The sequence below is a fragment of the Umezawaea sp. genome, from assembly GCF_057122925.1.
The window spans coordinates 12,422-31,641 of record NZ_DBNGPQ010000031.1 but is presented as its reverse complement, the minus strand read 5'-3'; the positions used below and the strand labels follow the sequence as shown (position 1 = coordinate 31,641).

Annotated in this window: 14 protein-coding genes; 7 read left to right on the top strand and 7 right to left on the bottom strand. The window is 71.4% G+C overall.

Annotation, left to right across the window (positions count from 1 at the left end; genetic code table 11):
* Positions 1 to 17 precede the first annotated feature (17 nt).
* The 4 genes from AC156L_RS04605 to AC156L_RS04590 all read left to right on the top strand — a co-directional run bounded on the left by AC156L_RS04605 (position 18) and on the right by AC156L_RS04590 (position 6,672).
* Complete coding sequence (locus AC156L_RS04605; RefSeq protein ID WP_330875053.1) at positions 18 to 419, top strand: Rieske (2Fe-2S) protein; 402 nt, start codon at positions 18 to 20, stop codon at positions 417 to 419.
* Between the two features lie 2 nt (positions 420 to 421).
* Positions 422 to 1,189 (top strand): cyclase family protein, encoded by a 768-nt coding sequence (locus AC156L_RS04600; RefSeq protein WP_330875052.1) that lies wholly within the window; start codon positions 422 to 424, stop codon positions 1,187 to 1,189.
* 8 nt (positions 1,190 to 1,197) lie between these two features.
* Positions 1,198 to 3,453, top strand: a complete 2,256-nt coding sequence (locus tag AC156L_RS04595; protein ID WP_330875051.1) for an excinuclease ABC subunit UvrA — start codon at positions 1,198 to 1,200, stop codon at positions 3,451 to 3,453.
* Positions 3,454 to 3,561: 108 nt separating this feature from the next.
* Positions 3,562 to 6,672, top strand: coding sequence for an NACHT domain-containing protein (locus AC156L_RS04590; RefSeq protein WP_484406621.1), 3,111 nt, complete (start codon positions 3,562 to 3,564; stop codon positions 6,670 to 6,672).
* Between the two features lie 16 nt (positions 6,673 to 6,688).
* Here AC156L_RS04590 and AC156L_RS04585 read toward each other — a convergent pair whose 3' ends face one another.
* From AC156L_RS04585 to AC156L_RS04570, 4 genes are read right to left on the bottom strand one after another with little or no spacing between them, the layout of a single operon-like run.
* Positions 6,689 to 7,132, bottom strand: a complete 444-nt coding sequence (locus AC156L_RS04585) for a cobalamin B12-binding domain-containing protein (protein ID WP_330875049.1) — start codon at positions 7,130 to 7,132, stop codon at positions 6,689 to 6,691.
* Complete coding sequence (locus AC156L_RS04580; RefSeq protein WP_330875048.1) at positions 7,126 to 8,715, bottom strand: acyl-CoA mutase large subunit family protein; 1,590 nt, start codon at positions 8,713 to 8,715, stop codon at positions 7,126 to 7,128. Before AC156L_RS04580 ends, AC156L_RS04585 begins: the two co-directional genes overlap by 7 nt.
* Positions 8,712 to 9,518: an aminotransferase class I/II-fold pyridoxal phosphate-dependent enzyme gene (locus AC156L_RS04575; protein WP_330875047.1), complete on the bottom strand. Its 807-nt coding sequence runs from the start codon at positions 9,516 to 9,518 to the stop codon at positions 8,712 to 8,714. Before AC156L_RS04575 ends, AC156L_RS04580 begins: the two co-directional genes overlap by 4 nt.
* A 44-nt stretch (positions 9,519 to 9,562) precedes the next feature.
* Positions 9,563 to 10,474: an SDR family oxidoreductase gene (locus tag AC156L_RS04570; protein WP_330875046.1), complete on the bottom strand. Its 912-nt coding sequence runs from the start codon at positions 10,472 to 10,474 to the stop codon at positions 9,563 to 9,565.
* 89 nt (positions 10,475 to 10,563) lie between these two features.
* Here AC156L_RS04570 and AC156L_RS04565 point away from each other — a divergent pair, with 89 nt between their 5' ends.
* Positions 10,564 to 11,358 carry an arylamine N-acetyltransferase family protein gene (locus AC156L_RS04565; RefSeq protein WP_330875045.1) on the top strand — a complete coding sequence of 265 codons (795 nt, stop codon included), beginning with the start codon at positions 10,564 to 10,566 and terminating at the stop codon, positions 11,356 to 11,358.
* Positions 11,359 to 11,427: 69 nt separating this feature from the next.
* On the opposite strand, the gene AC156L_RS04560 is transcribed toward AC156L_RS04565, so the two are convergent.
* The 3 genes from AC156L_RS04560 to AC156L_RS04550 form a co-directional block, all read right to left on the bottom strand.
* Entirely contained in the window at positions 11,428 to 12,924 is a 1,497-nt protein-coding gene (locus tag AC156L_RS04560; protein ID WP_330875044.1) for an MFS transporter, read from the bottom strand.
* Positions 12,925 to 13,023: 99 nt separating this feature from the next.
* On the bottom strand, positions 13,024 to 14,625 hold the full coding sequence (locus AC156L_RS04555) for an FAD-binding oxidoreductase (protein ID WP_484406619.1): 1,602 nt from the start codon (positions 14,623 to 14,625) through the stop codon (positions 13,024 to 13,026).
* A gap of 151 nt (positions 14,626 to 14,776) precedes the next feature.
* A complete protein-coding gene (locus tag AC156L_RS04550; protein ID WP_330875042.1) occupies positions 14,777 to 15,466 on the bottom strand; it encodes a GPR1/FUN34/YaaH family transporter in 690 nt (229 codons plus the stop codon).
* 190 nt (positions 15,467 to 15,656) lie between these two features.
* Here AC156L_RS04550 and pabB point away from each other — a divergent pair, with 190 nt between their 5' ends.
* Positions 15,657 to 17,741 carry an aminodeoxychorismate synthase component I gene (gene pabB, locus AC156L_RS04545; RefSeq protein ID WP_330875041.1) on the top strand — a complete coding sequence of 695 codons (2,085 nt, stop codon included), beginning with the start codon at positions 15,657 to 15,659 and terminating at the stop codon, positions 17,739 to 17,741.
* A complete protein-coding gene (locus AC156L_RS04540; protein ID WP_330875040.1) occupies positions 17,738 to 19,204 on the top strand; it encodes a 4-hydroxyphenylacetate 3-hydroxylase family protein in 1,467 nt (488 codons plus the stop codon). The genes pabB and AC156L_RS04540 overlap by 4 nt, the downstream gene beginning before the upstream one ends.
* Positions 19,205 to 19,220 lie beyond the last annotated feature (16 nt).

Sequence of the window (19,220 nt, the reverse complement as noted above, 5' to 3'; positions counted from 1 at the left end):
GTGGAGGGGAACCGGACATGGGCAACACCTACAGCAGGCGCGCGGTGATCGCGGGCACCGGTGCGGTGATCGCGGGTACCGCGGTGGCGGCCTGCGGCGAGGTCGTCCGCACCGCGGAGCCGCCGCCGCCCGGCACGCCGCTGGGCACCGCGTCGGACATCCCGGTCGGCGGCGGGCAGATCTTCGCTGAACAGGGCGTGGTCGTCGTCCAACCCCAGGAGGGCGTGTTCAAGGCCTTCTCGTCGGTCTGCACGCACCGCGGCTGCGCCATCACCGGCTTCGGCAACGGGACGATCAACTGCGACTGCCACCACAGCACGTTCTCCATGGCCGACGGGTCCGTCACCGGCGGACCGGCCAAGCAGCCGCTGCCGCAGTTCGACGTCGAGTTCGACGGCGACGACATCCGGACGGTGTAGCGATGGGCGTGCTCACGGACCTGGTGGGGGCGCTGCGCGGCGGTGCCGTCGAGGTCGTCGACCTCACGGCGCCGCTGTCCGAGCGGACGCCGATCATCGCGCTGCCACCGGACCGCGGCCAGCCGTGGCCGTTCTCCCGCGAGGTCATCAGCGACTACGACGCGGCCGGGCCGACGGTGTACTGGAACAACATCCGGCTGTCCGAGCACACCGGCACCCACTTCGACGCGCCGGTGCACTGGCTGTCCGGCAAGGGGTCGCAGGACGTGTCGGAGGTGCCGCCCGCCCGGCTGGTCGGCCCCGCGGCGGTGCTGGACCTCTCCGCGCGCGCCGCCGCCGACCCGGACTTCCTGCTGCGCAGGGACGACGTCGAGCGGTGGCAGGCCGAGCACGGCCCGCTCCCGGACGGCGGCTGGCTGCTCTACCGCACCGGCTGGGACGCCTACCGGGACGATCCGGCCCGGTTCCTCAACGACGGGCACACGCCCGGCGTCGACCAGGAGTGCGCGCGCTGGCTGGCCGAGGAGACGCCGCTGACCGGCATCGGGGTCGAGACCGTCGGCACGGACGCGGGGCTGGCGGGCGAGTTCGACCGGCCCTACCCGTGCCACTGGTTCTTCCACGGCGCGGGCAAGTACGGCCTGACCCAGCTCCGCAACCTGGCCCTGCTGCCGCCCACCGGCGCCGTGCTGGTGGCGGGCCCGCTGCCGATCGTTCGCGGTTCGGGCAGCCCCACCCGTGTCCTCGCGCTGGTCGAACGACCCTCATGATGTCCGGCATGGGTTCCGACAGCCACAACGTGATCGAGGTCCGCGGTGCGCGGCACAACAACCTGGCGGACGTCTCGCTCGACATCCCGAAGCGGAGGCTCACCGTCTTCACCGGTGTGTCCGGTTCCGGGAAGTCGTCGCTGGTGTTCGGCACGATCGCGGCCGAGTCGCGCAGGCTGCTCAACGAGACCTACACCGCGTACGTCCAGGGCCACCTGCCGTCGATGAGCAGGCCGGACGTCGACGCGCTGAGGAACCTGAGCGTGGCGCTGGTGGTCGACCAGGAGCGGATGGGGTCGAACTCGCGGTCGACCGTCGGCACCGCGACCGACGCCCAGACGATGCTGCGGGTCGTGTTCAGCAGGCTCGGCGACCCGCACATCGGCCCGTCCAGCGCGTTCAGCTTCAACACCCCCGAGGGCGCGTGCCCGGTCTGCGAGGGGCACGGGTACGTCTCGGACATCGACGTGGACGCCGTGCTGGACCGCCGGAAGTCGCTGAACGAGGGCGCGATCACGGCACCGCACACCGGGATCGGCTCGTGGTACTGGCAGATCATCACCGGATCGGGTTACTTCGACCCGGACAAGAAGCTCGCCGACTTCACCGAGCAGGAGTGGGACGACCTGCTGGAGCGGCCCGCGACGAAGATGCGGAAGGGCGACAGCAAGGCCACCTACGAGGGCCTGCTGGTGAAGATGCGCCGCCACTTCCTGACCAAGGACCGCGACGCGCTGCGCCCCGACCTGCGCGCCTACGTCGACAAGATCGCGACGTTCACCCACTGCCGCTCGTGCGACGGGACCCGGCTGAACCCGGCCGCGCTGTCGTCGCGGATCGCCGGGCGCAACATCGCCGAGTGCGCGGCGATGCAGGTCGACGACCTCGCCGCGTTCGTCCGCGACCTCGACACCCCGTCGGTCGGCCCGGTGCTGGCCGCGCTGTCGTCCACGTTGGACTCGCTGGTGGAGATCGGCCTCGGCTACCTGAGCCTGGACCGCGAGTCGTCCACCCTGTCCGGCGGCGAGGCGCAGCGGGTGAAGACCGTGCGGCACCTGGGATCCAGCCTCAGCGACGTCACCTACGTCTTCGACGAGCCGACCGTCGGCCTGCACCCGCACGACGTGCAGCGGATGAACGGGCTCCTGCTCCGGCTGCGGGACAACGGGAACACGGTGCTCGTCGTCGAGCACAAGCCCGAGGTCGTCGAGATCGCCGACCACGTCGTCGACCTCGGACCCGGCGCGGGGTCGGCGGGCGGCCACGTGTGCTACACCGGTGACGTGGCGGGTCTGCGGGCCTCGGACACGGTGACCGGCCGGTACCTGGACCACCGCGTCGAGCTGCGCTCCGCACCGCGCGAGCCGTCCGGTCGGTTGCCCATCACCGGGGCGTCGCTGCACAACCTCCGCGACGTGTCCGTGGACATCCCGCTCGGCGTGCTCACCGTGGTCACCGGCGTGTCCGGCGCGGGCAAGACGTCGCTGGTCCACGGCTCGCTGGGGAAGCGCGACGACGTGGTCGTGGTGGACCAGTCGGCGATCCGCGGGTCGCGGCGCAGCAACCCGGCCACCTACACCGGGATGCTGGACCCGATCCGGACCTCCTTCGCCAAGGCCAACAAGGTGAAGGCCGCCCTGTTCAGCGCGAACTCCGAGGGCGCCTGCCCGAGGTGCAAGGGCCTCGGCGTCATCTACACCGACCTCGCGATGATGGCGGGCGTGTCGTCGGTGTGCGAGGACTGCGGCGGCAAGCGGTACACGGCCGAGGTGCTCGCGCACACGCTGCGGGGCAAGAACATCAGCCAGGTGCTCGCCATGCCGGTCGCCGAGGCGCTGGAGTTCTTCCCGTCCGGCAGGGTCCACGCGGTCCTGGCCCGCCTCGCCGACGTCGGCCTCGGCTACCTGCGCCTCGGCCAGCCGCTGAACACCCTGTCCGGCGGCGAACGGCAGCGCCTCAAGCTCGCCATCCACATGGGCGAGGGCGCCGCGACCTACGTCCTCGACGAACCCACCGCGGGCCTGCACCTGGCCGACGTCGACCAGCTCCTCGCCCTCCTCGACCGCCTGGTCGACGGCGGCAGCACGGTCGTCGTGGTCGAACACCACCAGGCCGTCATGGCCCACGCCGACTGGCTGATCGACATCGGTCCCGGCGCGGGGCACGACGGTGGCCGGGTCGTGTTCACCGGCACGCCCGCGGAACTGGTCGCCGACGCCGACACGTACACGGCGCAGCACCTGAGGAAGTACCTGCGCCGCTGATCCGTTGCGGCACAACGTGTTTACGCAATAGTGCGGAAAACCTGTCCTGTGCGGGGGCGGTGATAGGTTCGGTGACCCACGGACGGCGCGCTGGAGTGCGGAGCATCCATGCCCAAGGACCACCCCCTGACCTATCGCGGCGCGTTGCGGATCCTCGGCAGCGACGACCCGCCGTGGCTGAAGGCGGTGGACCGCGCGCTCGGCGGCGTCGTCCTCGCCGCACCGGCCGTCGGCATCCTCGGTCCGGCGGGTGTCGCCGCGGCCGTGTGGGGCTCCGTCGACCAGAAGAACCAGGCGTTCACGCTGGCCGGGGACGCGCTCCGCGCGGTGTCCCAGCGGCGGCTCGGCACCGCGGGCTACGAGCGGCGTCAGCTGATCGCGGCCGCGCACACCGTGCTCGTGGTGACGTCCTTCTTCGAAGCGCTCCGGAACCACCTGGGGGACCGGGCGTTCGAGGCGCTGGAACTCACGACCGGCGACCAGGTCGGCCTGGTGGCCGGCTGGGACGGCGAGCACGGCGGCAAGCTGGTGGACCAGCTCTACGCCGCCGCCGTGCCCGCCCCGTCGGCCAGGCGGGGATTCGAGGAGAACACCGCCGCCGTCACGGCCTGGCTGCGCGAACTCGCGGAGCGCGCCACGTCCTTCCTGGACGGCTTGCAGGAGTGGCGCGGCGGCGTCGACTTCGCGGCGGTCGTGGTGGACGCGACCGCCGAGTACCGCGAGCACTACCTCCGCATGGCGGCCGACGTGCCCGAATTCCTGGTGTGGGCGTCGTTCGGGGAGCACGCCGCCACCCGCGACGAGGTGCGCGGCACCCGCGGTGAGCTCGCTGCGGCGCTCGACCACCACGGTGCCGCACTGGCCAGGGTCGAACGGCTGCTCAGCCTGGACCCGCCACCGGAGGCACCGGCCGTGCCGGACTCCCGCACGACCCTCCACCGGGCGAACACGTCGGTGCTCGGCCAGCGGATCGTGCCCGACGACCAGTCCGAGCACCGCGACGACATCGAGTTCCCGACCGTCGGTCGGATCCACGTGAACCCGCGCTACCGAGTCTGCGACCGGCCGTCGTCCGACTCGGCTCCGTGGGACGACCGGTGGTGGCGGGACCAGCCGGTCGGCGACGACCTGGACGTCCTCCTCGCCGCTCACCTCACGTCACCGGACGGTGCGGAGTGGCCCCTGTTGCTGCTCGGCCACCCCGGCGCGGGCAAGTCGCTGCTGACGCAGGTCCTCGCGGCGCGCCTGCCGCTGTCGGAGTACACGGTGGTGCGCGTGCCGCTGCGCCGCGTGGACGTCGACGCGCCGGTGTACGACCAGGTCGAACAGGCGTTGCACGCGACCACCCACGGGCGGGTGAGCTGGCCGGTGCTGGTGGAGCAGAGCGCGAGCACGGTCCGGGTCGTCCTGCTGGACGGCCTGGACGAGCTGCTCCAGGCCTCCTCCAGCAGGCGCGCGGGCTACCTCCAGGAGGTGGTCCGCTTCCAGCAGCGGGAAGCGGACATGGGGCATCCCGTGGTCGTGGTCGTCACCTCCCGCACGGTCGTCGCCGACCGGGTCACCATTCCGCACCGCTCGCCCGTGGTGCGGCTGGAGGAGTTCGACGAGGAACAGGTCACGGCGTGGCTCGACGTCTGGAACGACGCCAACCGGGCAGGCGCGCGGGCAGGCACCTTCCGGCCGCTGGACGTCGACACCGCGATGGTCCACCGCGACCTGGTCGAGCAGCCCCTGCTGCTGTTCATGCTGGCCCTCTACTCCGCCGACCCGAACGCGACGAGCTTGGGCGCGGACCTGTCCAAGGCCGCGCTGTACGGGCACCTGCTGGAGTCCTTCGCCCGCCGTGAGGTCACCCGTCCGTTCGGCGACCGTTCCGAGGAGGACTTCGAGGAAGCCGTCGACGACCACCTGTGGCGGCTCGGGATCGTGGCGCTGGGCATGGTCAACAGGGGGCGGCAGAACATCACCGAGGCCGAACTCGCAGCGGACGCCGCGGCGTTCAGCGAGGGAGACGGCCGGGAGTCCACCGCCGCGAAGTGGACCATCGGGCAGTTCTTCTTCGTGCACGTGGACGAGACGAACCAGCACGTGCAGCGGCTGAGCGAGAAGAGCTACGAGTTCCTGCACGCCACCTTCGGCGAGTACCTCGTCGCCCGGCACCTGCTCGGAGTGGTCGTCCAGCAACTGCCGTCGGGCGGTCGGCGTCGGGACCGCGACTACGACGACCTGCTGTTCGCGGTGACGTCGCACCAACCCCTGAGCAACCGTCGGACGATCCTGACGTTCCTCCAGGAGTTGGTCGAAGAGCTTCCCCCCGAGCGTCGGCGCGCCATCACCCGCATGGTCAGGGACCTGCTGGTGAACCACCGCAAGCGGCACCGGTCCGACCGGTTCGCGAACTACCGCCCGCTGCCCGTGGACCACGTCCGCGAACTCGCCGCGTACTCGGCGAACCTGGTGCTGCTGCGCGTCGTGCTCGGTGACGGCGAGGTGCCGCTGGACGAGGTGTGGCCCGGTGAGGACGACCAGGACCACTGGCGTTCGACCGTCGACCTGTGGCGTGCGGGGCTCGACGTCCTGAGCTGGCAGGACCTGGTGAGCACGCTCAACCGGCGCGTCGACTCGATCACGCTGGACCACGCCTTCGGCGGTGGGATCACGGCGGACATGTCCCACGTGCGGCTGACCGGGGACGAGGACCGGCTGCGGAGACTTCGATACGGGTCCGCCGTGAACGACGCGCTTCTCACATCGAGCAGGTTCGACGATCCGTCCGAGAACGTCGATGTCCTCATCAGCGGTGCGCTCGATTCGCTGTTCCCCGGTCACGGGGTCAACCTGCTTCTTCCGACCAGGTTTGAGCCCTCACCTCGCTTGGACGCGGCTGTCGAGCTGATGAGCCGAGTCCTGGTCGAGCACGGCGCCGCACTGCCCTACGAAGCCGTTTCCCTCATCGCCGACTGGGCGCGGAAGACCAGGTCGGTGGTGCGGCTCCAGCACAGAGCGCTCAGCAGGTTGCTGGAGGCGCATCCCCGACTCCTCGAGGAGTTCTCCGTGCTGTTCGAGGAGGTCCCGCGACACGAGGAGCCCGTCGCCGTTCCGGATGGTGTGACCAGGTACAACATCACCGTGTTGACGGAGAACTTCATGGAGAACCGGTCCACCATGGGCGTGGTGCTCGACGCGGTCGAGGTGAAGACAGCCCCGCACCCGCGGTAGTACCCGCCGCAACGGATCAGCCGCTCCTCGGGGCCTCGACCGCCAGGCGGAGGGGTTCGCGGGCGGCGACCAGGGTGGACACCTGGTCCACGATGTGCGTGAGCGGGCTGCCGACGCCGAACACCTGGTCCACCCCGAGTTCCCGCAGCCGTGCCTGGTCGCGCGGGGGGATGGTGCCGCCGACCACGACGACCACGTCGTGCAGGCCCGCGGCGCGGAAGGCGGTCATCACGAGCGCGCACTCGTCGAGGTGGTTGCCGGACAGGGTGGACAGGCCCACGAGCACCGGGTCCTCCTGCTCCGCGGCGGCGACCAGGTCGGCGGCGGTGGTGTGGCCCAGGTAGACCACGTCCATCCCGGCGTCCCGCAGGGCCTTGGCCACGACGATGGCGCCGCGCCAGTGCGCGTCCATGCCCAGCTTGGCGACGATCGCCTTGCGGCCCTGAAGTGCTGCTACCACAGCGGAAACTCCCATCGTCCCAGCTCGTCGCGGAACAGCCCGCCGAGTTCGCCGAGGGTCACGTCGGCGTCGACGGCGGCGAGCACCGGCGGCATCGTGTTCCGCCCGTCGCGGCAGGCCTCGGCGACCGCGCGCAGCGCGGCGGAGGCGGCGCGCGCGTCACGTCGGGCGCGGACGGCCTCCAGTTGCGCGGTCTGCCGCTCCAGGCTGCCGCTGGGCAGTTCGAACAGCGCCATCTCCTCGTCGTCGCCGTCGAGGTGGGTGTTGACGCCGACCACGAGCGAGTCGCCGGTCTCGATCGCCATCTGGTCGGCGTACGCGGTGCTCGCCAGCTCGGAGTGCACCCAGCCCCGCTCGGTCGCGGCGACGACGCCGCCCAGCCCGTCGATCACCCGCAGCACCTCGGCCGCCCGGTGCTCCAGCGAGTCGGTGAGGTACTCGACGAGGTGGCTGCCGCCCAACGGGTCCGCGACCTTGGCGACACCGGTCTCGTGCAGCAGCACGTGCTGCGTGCGCAGCGCGGTCAGCGCGGCGTGCTCGCTCGGGATGCACACGGCCTCGTCGTAACCGTTGAGGTGCAGCGACTGCGTGCCGCCGCACACCGCCGCCAGGCCCTGGAGCGCGCTGCGGGCGATGTTGACGTGCGCGTGGCGGGCGGCGTTGGTCACGCCGGAGGTCTGCACGTGGTAGCGGAAGAGCTGCGCGCGCGGGTCGGTCACGCCGAACTCGTCGCGGACCCACCGCGCCCACATCCGGCGCAGCGCCCGGTACTTCGCGACCTCCTCGAAGAAGTCGTTGTGGGCGCACAGGAAGAACGAGATCCGGGACAGGGCGGCCTCCGGGCGGTGGCCGCGCCGCACCAGTTCGCGGGCCACGGCCTGGCCGTGGGCGAGGCAGAGCGCCATCTCCAGCGTCGCGTCGGCGCCCGCCTCGCGGTAGTTGTACCCGCTCACGCTGACGGGGTTCCAGCGCGGCATCTCGCGCAGCGCGAAGTCCGCCAGGTCGCACGCCAACCGGAAGGAACCCGCCGGGGGCAGCGCTTCCGGCGCGATGGTGATGGCGGTCTCCATCAGGAAGTCGTTCTGGCTCGTGCCCGCCAGCCGCCGCCGGTCGAAGCCCTGGCGCTCCGCGGACCGGACGAACATCGCCAGGTGGGCGACGGCGCCGATCGGCTGCGACGACACCAGCGACACGCTGACCTCGTCCAGCGGGATGCCCTTGAACAGCACGTCGAAGTCGTCGCGCACGTCGACGGCGACACCGCCCCGCCCGACGTCGGCGCCCGCCCGCGGCTCGTCGGAGTCGAACGCCCGCAGGCTGGGGTAGTCGAACACGCCGTTGATCCCGGTCGAGCCGCCGTCGAGCAGCATCCGGTAGCGGACGTTGGTGTCCCGCGCCGTTCCGAAACCGGCGAGCTGCCGGATCGTCCACGGGCGCTCGCGGTACATCGTCGGGCGGATGCCCCTGGTGAACGGGAACCCGCCGGGCTCGCCCAGCCGCTCCGCCAGCCCCGGTGCCACGTCCTCGGGTCCCACGAACGGCGGGAGCGGGACACCGCTGGCCGTGGTCGTCTCCCGCGTCATCGCGCCGCCCCGATCCGTCCGCCGAGGTCTTCGATCAGGTGGGCGACCTCGTCCACCCGGCCGACCGGGATCCGGACGTGGTCGGCCAACCCGACATCGGCCAGGTCGGACCGTCCCGGCATCCTGGCCAGCACGAAGTCGGCCGAGGACGGGATGAACTCGATGCCCAGTTCGGCGAGGCCGCGGCACAGCAGCGCGCGGGCGGCGCGGTTGTCCTCCCTCGCGCGGGAGAGGGACTCCCGGTCCGGCAGCGCGTCGAACGCGGCCGACCGGCCCGCCGCCCCGACCGCGGGGCCGCCGAGCCGCTCGACCACGGCCGGGTCGCCGATCAGGTAGCCGACCGGCACCTCGGGGAACGACCGCAGCACGCAGACGCCGCGGCCGTGGGACGCCCACCAGCGGGCGGAGGTGAAGTCGGGGCCCAGCGCGTACTCCGCGCAGGTCTCGTCGAACACCACGAGCGCGCCGTTGTGCCGGGCCGCCGCGCAGATCCGGCGCACCGACCCCGCGCTGAGCACCGTGCCGGTCAGGTCGTGGGGGTTGCTCACGAACGCGAGCCCGACGCCCCTCTCGAACCGGAGGCACAGCTCGGCCGCGGGAACGCGGTAGTCCAGCAGGGGCAGTTCCACCACGGGGACCCCGGCCGCGCGGAGGTGGCGGGCGTGGGACGTGTGGCCGCCGACGAGGACCGGACCCCGCGTCCTGGCCAGCAGGAGGACGAGTTCGTCGGTGCCGCCTGCCACGACGATCCGGTCCTCGTCGACGAAGTGATGGGCTGCGATGCTCTCGACTAGGCTCCTCACCAGCCGAAAGTAGCGCGGACGCCTCTCAGCGCGGTCTTCGCCGGTCAGCGGTAGCCGGTGGTGTCGGCGGGCTTGCCGGGGTCCTGCACCTCGACCATGTAGCGCCACGCGTCGGGCCGGCTGCCGTCGAGGTCGGTGAACCCGTACACCCGCGCCAGCTGTCCGCTGGAGAGCGACCGGCCGTTCCAGCGGGCCACGTCCGGGTCGGCGGCCAGCGCGGCCACCGCGCGCCCCACGTACGCCGGGCTCTCCGAGATCGCGAAGTGCGGCTGGAACTTCGTCGCGTCCCGCCAGTTCTCCTCGGTCACGCCGAACTCGCCGAGCATGAACTCCGAGCGCAGCCAGCCGGGGGTGAGCAGGACGGCCGTCGCCCCGTGCGGGGCGACCTCGTGCGCCAGCGCGAAGGCCATCCGGCTCACCGCGCCCTTGGCGAGGTCGTAGAAGAAGGAGTTCCGGTAGTTGACCGAGTTGTACTCGTCGGTCCCGTCGGTCACCTCCACGACGAGCCCGCCGGGCGACTTGATCAGCAGAGGGAGCGCGAAGTGGCTGGTGATGGCGTGCGTGTCCACGGCGAGCCGCAGCGTGTGCAGGCCGTTCTCCAGGTCGGACTCCCACACCGCCTTCTGCCACTCCACCGCCGTGGTGCCCCAGATGTCGTTCACCAGGACGTGCAGCGCGCCCTGCTCGGCGTCGATCCGCTCGACCAGGTCCCGCACCTCGTCCGGCACGAGGTGGTCGACCCGCACCGGGATGCCGACACCGCCCGCCGCGGTGACCTGCTCGGCCGTCTCCTCGATCGTCTCGGGGCGGTTCATCTCCGACTTCTCGGAGCGGGTCGTCCGACCGGTGACGTAGACGGTCGCTCCGGCCGCACCGAGCTGGACGGCGATGCCGCGACCCGCACCGCGGGTCCCTCCGGCCACCAGCGCGACTTTGCCTGTCAAGGGTTGAGTCATGCGGTCGACCGTATCGGCGTCCTCTCAACTCGCGCTCGAGCCGGTCTTCGCGGGCGGGGCGCGCGCGTGCGCGTTGGCACCATCGGGGCATGGACCAGCGGATGGTGCGCGACTACCTGGAACGCATCGGTGCGCCGATGCCCGGCGCGGCGGATCTCGACACGCTGCGGGAACTGCACGAACGGCACCTCTACGCGGTGCCGTTCGAGAACATCTACACCCGGATGGGCACGCCGGTGGAGCTGGACGAGGACGTGTACGTCGACAAGATCGTCCGGCTGCGGCGGGGCGGTGGCTGCTACGAGCTGAACGGGGCCTTCGGCGCGCTGCTGCGCGCGCTCGGGTACCGGGTGACGCTGCTGGCCGCCGCGCCGTTCAAGCCCGACGGCGAGCCGATGTTCGCGCTCGACCACCTCGTCCTGCGGGTCGACCTCGACAGCCCGTGGATGCTCGACGTCGGGTTCGGCCAGGGGTACGTGTTCCCGCTGCGGATGGACACCGACGAGCCCCAGGTCGATCCGGCGGGCGAGTTCCGCGTGGTCGAGGCCCCGTACGGCGACGTCGACGTGCTGTTCGACGGCGCGCCCAAGTACCGGGTGGAGGCGCACCCGCGGCGCTGGTGCGACTTCCAGCCCTCGTGGGACTGGCACCACGCGTCGCCCGAGTCGTTCTGGAACACCATGGACCTGTGCTCGCTGAAGACCCCGACCGGCCGGGTCACGCTGCACGGCAACAGGCTGATCACCACCGACCGGGGCACGACGACCGAGCGGACCCTGGACGAGCCGGAGCTCGTCGAGGTCTACCGCACCACGTTCGGCATCGACCTCGACCGCCCGCCGTCGGCGTTCCGCCGGGTGCCGGAGGCGCTCGGCGCGCACTGACGCGACGACCCCCGGCACGGCGAACGGCCCCTGGAAGTTCTTCCAGGGGCCGTTCGCTCGACCGCGGAATCACCTGGTCGTGTGACTCTCCGCGGGTTCCGGGCTCGGCTCGACGACCACCCCGGCCGCGCGCCGGGACCGGATGAGCAGCGCGGCGAGCGCGGCGGCGGCCGCGAACACGGCGCCCGTCGCGAAGCCCGCCGTCATCGACTCGCCGAACACGAACCCGTCCAGCGCCTCCGGCGGGAGGTCGGACGGCGGGCTCGCCGCCGCGGCGGCACCGGCCGTCGCCGCGACCGCCACGATGATCGCCAGCGAGAGCGACGAGCCGACGTTCTGCACGGCGTTCACCACGCTGGAGGCCGATCCGGACCCCTCGTCCTCGACCCCGGAGGTCGCGCGGATCGTGGCCGGGATGATCGTGAACGCCAGCCCGGCACCCACGAGCAGCAGGGACGGCAGCACGGCGGTCCAGAAGCCGTCACCCGGACCCATCCGCACGAGCCACGCGTTGGCGGCCAGCAGCATCAGCGCGCCGACCACGACGACCGCCCTGGCGCCCAGCCTCGGCTCCAGCCGGGCCGCCTGCCCGGCCGCGCCGACCATGCCGACCGACACGACCAGGAACGCCAGCGCCACGGACATCGCGGAGTAGCCGAGGAACATCTGGAGGTACTGGCTGAGGAAGAAGAAGATGCCGATCTGGGTGCCCGGCATCAGCAGCAGCACCAGGTAGGCGCCGACGCGGGTCCGGTCGCCGAACAGGCCGAGGTCCAGCAGCGGTTCCGCGGTGCGCCTGGTGACGAGCACGAAGAGCCCGATCAGCACCAGCCCGCCGACGAAGCACGCGATCACCGGGCCGCTGCGCCAGCCGTCGCCCGTCGAGTTCGCCAGCGCGTAGACCAGCGCCACCAGCCCCAGCGACGACAGCAGCCCGCCGGGCACGTCCAGCCTGCCGGACTGGCGCGGAGTCTCCTCGACCACCGCGGGCGTGGCCACCAGCAGGGCCAGCCCGATCACGCCCGCCAGCAGCATCTGCGCCTGCCACGACCCGACGGAGCCGAGCGCGCCCGCGACCAGCAGGCCGACCGCGGCACCCGTGCCGCCCGCGATCGTGTAGACGCCGATCGCCCTGCGCCGCAGCGGACCCTCGCCGAACGTGTTGAGGATCAGCGCCAGGACGCAGGGCGTGGCCAGCGCCGCGCCGGTGCCCTGCACGGCCCTCGCGGTGATGAGCGCCCACGCGTCCGGGGAGACGGCGCGGGCCAGGCAGCCCACCGTGTAGAGCGCCGTGCCCGCGATGAAGACCCGGCGCTTGCCCAGGATGTCGCCGAGCCTGCCCCCGAGGAGCAGCAGACCGCCGAACGGGAGCAGGTAGGCGTTGACGACCCAGCCCAGTTCGGTCTGCGTCAGCTGGAGGCCCTCGGCGATCTGGGCCAGCGAGATGTTGACGACCATCTCGTCGACGAGGATGAGCCCCCAGAAGCTGACCACGACGGCGAGCGCGACCGCCGTGCGGCCCCTGATTCGTGCGGGTTGGCCTTCGACCAACGGTTTCGCGGACATGGCGGCTCCTTGTGAAGGGGGGCTCCTCGTGGACTGACGGGGGTGGGGAGAGCAGCGGTCCCCGCCGGGTTGGGGCCCGGCGGGGACGGCGGTCACCGGCTAGGACGCCGGGACGATCGACATTCCGTGCTTGAACACGTTGCGCGGGTCGTAGCGCTTCTTGATCCGCTGGAGCCGCGGGTAGTTGTCCCGGTAGTACAGGGTGTGCCACGGGACGCCGGAGGTGTTCCACGCGGGGTCGCGCAGGTCGCTGTCGGCGTAGTTGATGAACGCGCCGCCGTTGATCGCGTTGGGGACGGGCACGCCGCCGGTGTCGGCGTAGACGTCGCGGTAGAGGTTGCGGATCCAGGTCATGTTGGTCTGGTCCTCCCACTCCCCGGTCCAGCCGCCCGCGGTGAAGTAGACGCGCAGGATCGAGTCGCGGTGCACCGCGGCGGTCGCGTCGGGGGCCACGCCGTTGATCGCGCCGCCGAAGCCGGTGATGTTCACCAGCGCGTTGGGGTTCGCGTAGTTGGTGTCGGTGAGGTGCCGGTACATCGCGGAGATCTGCTGCTCGGTGTAGCCCTTGCGCAGGTCCGCCGTCTTGTTCTTCTGCCTGCCCGCCGGGTCGCTGACCCAGTTGCGCGGGTCGAGCCACGAGGTGACCTCGCCGAAGTCCGACATCGGCGGGACGCCGACGCCCGCGGTGATCGTGTCGAAGTGCGCGTTCAGCATCGCCTCGCCGCCGGGGACGGTGTCCTCGACGCCCGCGAGCATCCCGATCGTCCCGGCCGAGGCGTGGTTCGCGAACAGGGTTCCCCAGACCTTGGTGTTGGGCGACCCCGGAGCGCTGTTCTGCTCGAACCAGGCGCAGTAGTTGCGGATCAGCGTGACGAAGGCCTGCTCCGACATGGAGTCCCAGGACCACATGAGCATCCTGGCCCGCTGGTTGCCGGTCTTGGGCAGCAGCTTGGAGGGGTCGGTGGACGAGACGCCCGGCGTGCGGAACCAGTAGCGCGTGGCCACGCCGAAGTTGCCGCCGCCACCGCCCGTGTGCGCCCACCACAGGTCGCGGTTGGGATCGTTGGCCTCGCGCGTCGCGGTGATCAGCCGGGGCGTCCCGGAGGCGTCCACCGTCACGACCTCGACGGCGTGCAGGTGGTCGACCGTGAGCCCGTGGCGGCGGGAGAAGAACCCGTAGCCGCCGCCGGGGATGTGCCCGCCGACGCCGACGGCCGCGCAGCCCGTGCCGGGGATCATCACGCCCCAGCCCTTGAACAGCGTCTCGGCGACCTTGCCGATCGTGGCGCCCGGCTCGACGGCGAAGGCGCGCTTGGCCTCGTCGTAGTACACCTCGTCGAGCTGCGAGAGGTCGATGAGCGCCTTGATGTCCGGCGTGGTGGTGAAGTCCTCCATGCAGTGCCCGCCCGAGCGGACCGCGAGCCGCTTGTTGTTCGCCACCGCCTCGCCGACCGCGTCGAGGACCTGTCGCGGGGTGCCCACGACCTTCGCGTAGTCGGGAGCGCCGGTGTACCGGGTGTTGTGGGCCTGCTGGATGCTCTTGTAGCGGGGGTCGCCGGTCGGGATGGTGACCGGACCGAAGGGGCCGCAGTCACCTGCGGCCGGCTTGGCGCTCGCGGCCGCGACCGACGTACCCGTCACCAGGCTCGCACCGCCGATCGCCGTACCTGCCAGGAATCCTCGACGGGTCAGTCCGTTCATTTCTCGCCTCTCGATGACGTGGAGCGGTGTTTCCTGTGCGCCGAACGCGACCCCTCCGACCTCGGCGGCGGAAGTTTTCCGAATCCCGCCGCCGAGATCGAGTGAGACCACCGGTTCAGCTTCTTCCTCAGACCTTTCCGACACTGCTGGGTCAGCGCTTGAACGGCTTTCCCATGGGGAAGGACTTGCCGCCGAGAGCGGAGTTGACGGCGCTCGCGAAGAGGTACATGCCGACGACCGGCATCACGAACAGCGCCACGACGCCGGGGTGCAGGATGAACGGGTCGCCGCCCGCGCCCGGACGGGCGATGCTGACCGCGGAGAACAGCGTGATCAGCGAGAAGTCGATGAGCACGAACAGCAGCGTGTAGACCTTCTGGAGCCGCAGCGTCGCGAAGGTCATGACGACCATGGTGACGAACCAGATCAGCAGGAAGTTGGCCTGCGCGCCGCGCTGGGCGGGCTCGGGGAGCTTGCCGAACCAGTTGTTCAGCAGGCCGAGGACCAGCACCGAGAAGCTGAGCCAGAAGGTGCCGAACAGGCCGAACATCGAGGCCATGACGCCTTCGTCGCGGCGGATCGCCCACGCGGTGGCGGCGAACAGCAGACCGCTGGCCAGGATCATGATCGGCAGCGGCGCGGCGAGCGTGCTGGGGATCGTGGTCTGGTTGAAGCCCGTGAGGAACAGCGCGAGCGACAGCGCCGCGATCGCGAAGGCCGGGAAGCCCAGCAGCGCGGGGCTCGCGCTGGAGGACGACGGCACCTTGGCCGGTGCGGGAGCGGGCGCGGTCTCGACCGCGTGCCCGTTCGTGGTCTGGGACGGAATTGCCGTTGTGGTCATGAGACTCTCCGGTTGCTCGACATCTGGCGAACCGAAAGCTAGACCGGCCTGTTATCACTTCAGTAAGCGCGCGCATTCGAAAGGGTCTTGCGCTGCTCTCACGACGCTCTTGCGGTCTTGTTCCCGCGTGCGCGCCTCCAATTTACTGCCCAAGGTGGCACGCCGATAACCAGGCTGAAATGGGGGTTGTATGCGCACGCTGCTCATCGACAACCACGATTCGTACACCTACAACCTCTTCCAGTTGATGGCCGGCGTTTACGGCACGCCCCCGGTGGTGGTGACCAACGACGACGCGCGCTGGGCGACGCTCGCGGTCGACGACTTCGACGCGGTCGTGGTCTCGCCCGGTCCGGGGCACCCCGGCCGCGAGCGGGACCTCGGCGCGGTGCGGGACCTGCTGCGGCACACGAACGTCCCGCTGCTGGGCGTGTGCCTCGGCCACCAGGCCATCGCCCTGCTCGCGGGCGCCGACGTGGTGGGCGCGCCCCAGCCGCGGCACGGGCACCTGACGCGCGTGCGGCACAACGGGGCGGGTCTGTTCGACGGGCTGCCGCAGGACTTCGTGGCCGTGCGCTACCACTCGCTGTGCGTGCCCGCCCAGGACCTGCCCGCGGTGCTGGAGCCGACGGCGTGGGCCGAGGACGGCGTGCTGATGGGCCTGCGGCACCGCGACCGGCCGATGTGGGGCGTGCAGTTCCACCCCGAGTCCATCGCCTCCGAGCACGGCGCCGCCCTGATCGAGAACTTCGGCAGGGTCGCGGCGAAGACGCTGGCGGAACAGGGGAAGGCGCTCGGCACACCCCTCGTGCTACCCGTGTCGCGGCCCGTGCCCGCCGCGCGAGTGGCTCCGGAGGCGGCGCGCTGGCGCCTGCGCCACCGCGAGATCGACCGGGAGGTCGACACGGCGGGCGCGTTCACGGAGCTGTTCGCCCACCTCGACCACGCGTTCTGGCTGGACAGCAGCCGCGTCGAGCCCGGCCTGTCGCGCTTCTCCTTCCTCGGCGCGCCGGAGGGGCCGTCCGGCGAGGTGCTGACCTACCGCGTCGGCGACGAGGGCGGGTCGGTGTTCGACGTGCTGCGCGCCCGGCTCGCCGAACCCGTGGACGGTGTTCCCGACCTGCCGTTCGACCTCACGTCCGGCTACGTCGGCTACTTCGGCTACGAGCTGAAGGGCGAGCTGGGGTCGCCGAACCGGCACCGCTCGACCACCCCGGACGCCGTGTGGATGTCGACCACCCGGCTCGTGGTCGTCGACCACGAGCTGCGCCGCACCCACCTGATCGCGTTGGCGCGCCGCGCCGACGACCCGACCGCCGAGCTGTGGCTCGACGACGCCGAGAGCAGGCTCGCCGACGTGGTGCCGCTGCCGGAGACCCGGCAGCCGTTCGACCTCGACTACGACCCCGGTCCCGGACTGCTGCGGCACCGGCAGGACTACCTCGACAACGTCGAGGCGTGCAGGCACCAGTTGCACGCGGGGGAGAGCTACGAGATCTGCCTGACCACCCGCACCACCCTGCCGCTCGACGTCGACCCGCTGGAGCTGTACCTGGTGCAGCGCCGCACGAACCCCGCGCCGCAGGCCGCTTTCCTGCGCCTGGGCGGGATCACGGTGCTGTGCTCCTCGCCCGAGCGGTTCCTGCGCGTCGGCCGCGACCGGACGGTGGAGTCCAAGCCCATCAAGGGGACCTCGGCGCGCGGCGCCGACCCGGAGCAGGACGAGCGGTCGCGCGCGAGCCTGACCGAGGACCCCAAGGTCCGCGCCGAGAACCTGATGATCGTCGACCTGCTGCGCAACGACCTCGGCCGGGTCTGCGAGATCGGCTCCGTGCACGTGCCCCGGTACATGGCGGTCGAGAGCTACGCGACGGTCCACCAGCTCGTGTCCACCGTGCGCGGAACCCTGCGCGAGGACGTCGACACCATCGCCTGCGTGCGGGCGTGCTTCCCCGGCGGCTCGATGACCGGCGCGCCGAAGCTGCGCACGATGGAGATCCTCGACCAGCTGGAGAGCACGCCGCGCGGCATCTTCTCCGGCTCCATCGGCTTCCTCGACCGCGACGGCACCGCCGACCTCAACATCGTCATCCGCACCGCCGTCTCCGACGGGGAGAACCTGTGCATCGGCGCGGGCGGCGCGATCGTGCTCGACTCCGACCCGTCCGACGAGTTCGACGAGATGCTGCTCAAGGCGCGCGCCCCGATGCGCGGACTCGGCGTCGACCTCAGCCGGGTGGCCCCGCTACCTCACCTGATGGAGACACCGCGATGACGCGCACCGGCAAGGAGTACCTCGAATCGCTGCGGGACGGCCGGGTGATCTGGCTGGACGGCGAGCAGGTCGACGACGTGACGACGCACCCGGCCTTCCGCCGGTCGCTCGGCTCGATCGCGGGCCTGTACGACCTCACCCACGACGAGCGGTACGAGGACGTGCTCACCGCGCCGCTGCCGGGGTCGACCGAGAAGGTGCTGAGGGCGCACCTGATCCCGACCTCGAAGGACGAGCTGCGGGCCAAGGGCAGGGCGTTCAAGGTGTGGTCCGAGGCGACGTTCGGCTTCTTCGGCCGCTCGCCGGACTACATGGCGTCCGCGGTCGCGGGCTTCGCGACCGTGCCGGAGGTCTTCGCGGGCGGCGAGTTCGACGGCTCCGCCAACGTGGTCGCGCACTGGCGGCGGATGGCCGAGAACGACCTCTACCAGGCGCACACCCTGGTGAACCCCCAGATCGACCGCACCAAGCCGCCGTCGGAGCAGGAGGAGGACGACCTGTGCCTGCGGGTCGTCTCCGAGCGCGGCGACGGGATCGTGGTGCGGGGCGCCAAGATGATCGGCACCGCCGCCGCGTTCGCCGACGAGATCCTGGTCGGCGTCACCCAGCGGATGTCGCCCGCCGAGGCCGACTACGCGCTCAGCTTCTCCGTCCAGGTCGCCACACCCGGCGTGAAGTTCGTCAGCCGCACGTCCTACGAGGCCCGCGCGACGAGCGTGTTCGACTACCCGCTCTCCAGCCGGTTCGACGAGAACGACGCACTGGTGGTGTTCGACGACGTCTTCGTGCCGTGGGAACGGGTCTTCGTCTACCGCGAGCCGGACAAGTGCCACCAGCAGTTCTGGAGGACGCCCGCGTTCGTCAGCTTCGTGCACCACGGCGCCATCCGCCTGTGGACCAAGCTCGAATTCCTCACCGGCGTCGCGATCCTGGTGGCGCGGGCCAACAACACCTACGACCTGCCGCCGGTGCGGATGCAGATCGGCAAGCTCATGACGTGGCTCAACACCGCGAAGGCCATCGCGGTCGCCATCGAGGACGGCGCGGAGCCGGTGCCGGGTGGTGGTGGCGCGGTGATGCCCAGCCGCGAGATGTCGTGCGCGCAGCTGGCCGTCGGCCCCGACCTGTACCCCAGGGTGCTCGCCGAGATCAAGCTCCTCGCGGGCGGAGGGCTGATCCAGCTCCCGTCGTCCTTCCGGGACCTGCGGCACCCGGAGGTGGCCGCGCTGCTGGCGAAGTACGTCCGCTCGCCCGGCCACGACTCCGAGTCGCGGATCAAGCTGCTCAAGCTCGCGTGGGACGCGCTCGGCAGCGAGTTCGCCGGACGCCACGACCAGTACGAGCGCTTCTACCACGGCTCGCCGCACGTCTACCTCCCCACGATCGTCCGCGAGGGCGACCCCGACGCGTACGCGGCGCTGGCACGCCGGTGCCTCGACGGCTACGGCCTCGACGACCTGTGACACCACCCCCTACCCG

What these genes read in the sequence shown, in the direction of transcription:
- AC156L_RS04605 (WP_330875053.1), top strand. Translation starts at nt 18, where the DNA reads ATGGGCAACACCTACAGCAGGCGCGCGGTGATCGCGGGCACCGGTGCG.
- AC156L_RS04600 (WP_330875052.1), top strand. Translation starts at nt 422, where the DNA reads ATGGGCGTGCTCACGGACCTGGTGGGGGCGCTGCGCGGCGGTGCCGTC.
- AC156L_RS04595 (WP_330875051.1), top strand. Translation starts at nt 1,198, where the DNA reads ATGGGTTCCGACAGCCACAACGTGATCGAGGTCCGCGGTGCGCGGCAC.
- AC156L_RS04590 (WP_484406621.1), top strand. Translation starts at nt 3,562, where the DNA reads ATGCCCAAGGACCACCCCCTGACCTATCGCGGCGCGTTGCGGATCCTC.
- AC156L_RS04580 (WP_330875048.1), bottom strand. Translation starts at nt 8,715, where the DNA reads ATGACGCGGGAGACGACCACGGCCAGCGGTGTCCCGCTCCCGCCGTTC.
- AC156L_RS04570 (WP_330875046.1), bottom strand. Translation starts at nt 10,474, where the DNA reads ATGACTCAACCCTTGACAGGCAAAGTCGCGCTGGTGGCCGGAGGGACC.
- AC156L_RS04565 (WP_330875045.1), top strand. Translation starts at nt 10,564, where the DNA reads ATGGACCAGCGGATGGTGCGCGACTACCTGGAACGCATCGGTGCGCCG.
- AC156L_RS04560 (WP_330875044.1), bottom strand. Translation starts at nt 12,924, where the DNA reads ATGTCCGCGAAACCGTTGGTCGAAGGCCAACCCGCACGAATCAGGGGC.
- AC156L_RS04555 (WP_484406619.1), bottom strand. Translation starts at nt 14,625, where the DNA reads ATGAACGGACTGACCCGTCGAGGATTCCTGGCAGGTACGGCGATCGGC.
- AC156L_RS04550 (WP_330875042.1), bottom strand. Translation starts at nt 15,466, where the DNA reads ATGACCACAACGGCAATTCCGTCCCAGACCACGAACGGGCACGCGGTC.
- pabB (WP_330875041.1), top strand. Translation starts at nt 15,657, where the DNA reads ATGCGCACGCTGCTCATCGACAACCACGATTCGTACACCTACAACCTC.
- AC156L_RS04540 (WP_330875040.1), top strand. Translation starts at nt 17,738, where the DNA reads ATGACGCGCACCGGCAAGGAGTACCTCGAATCGCTGCGGGACGGCCGG.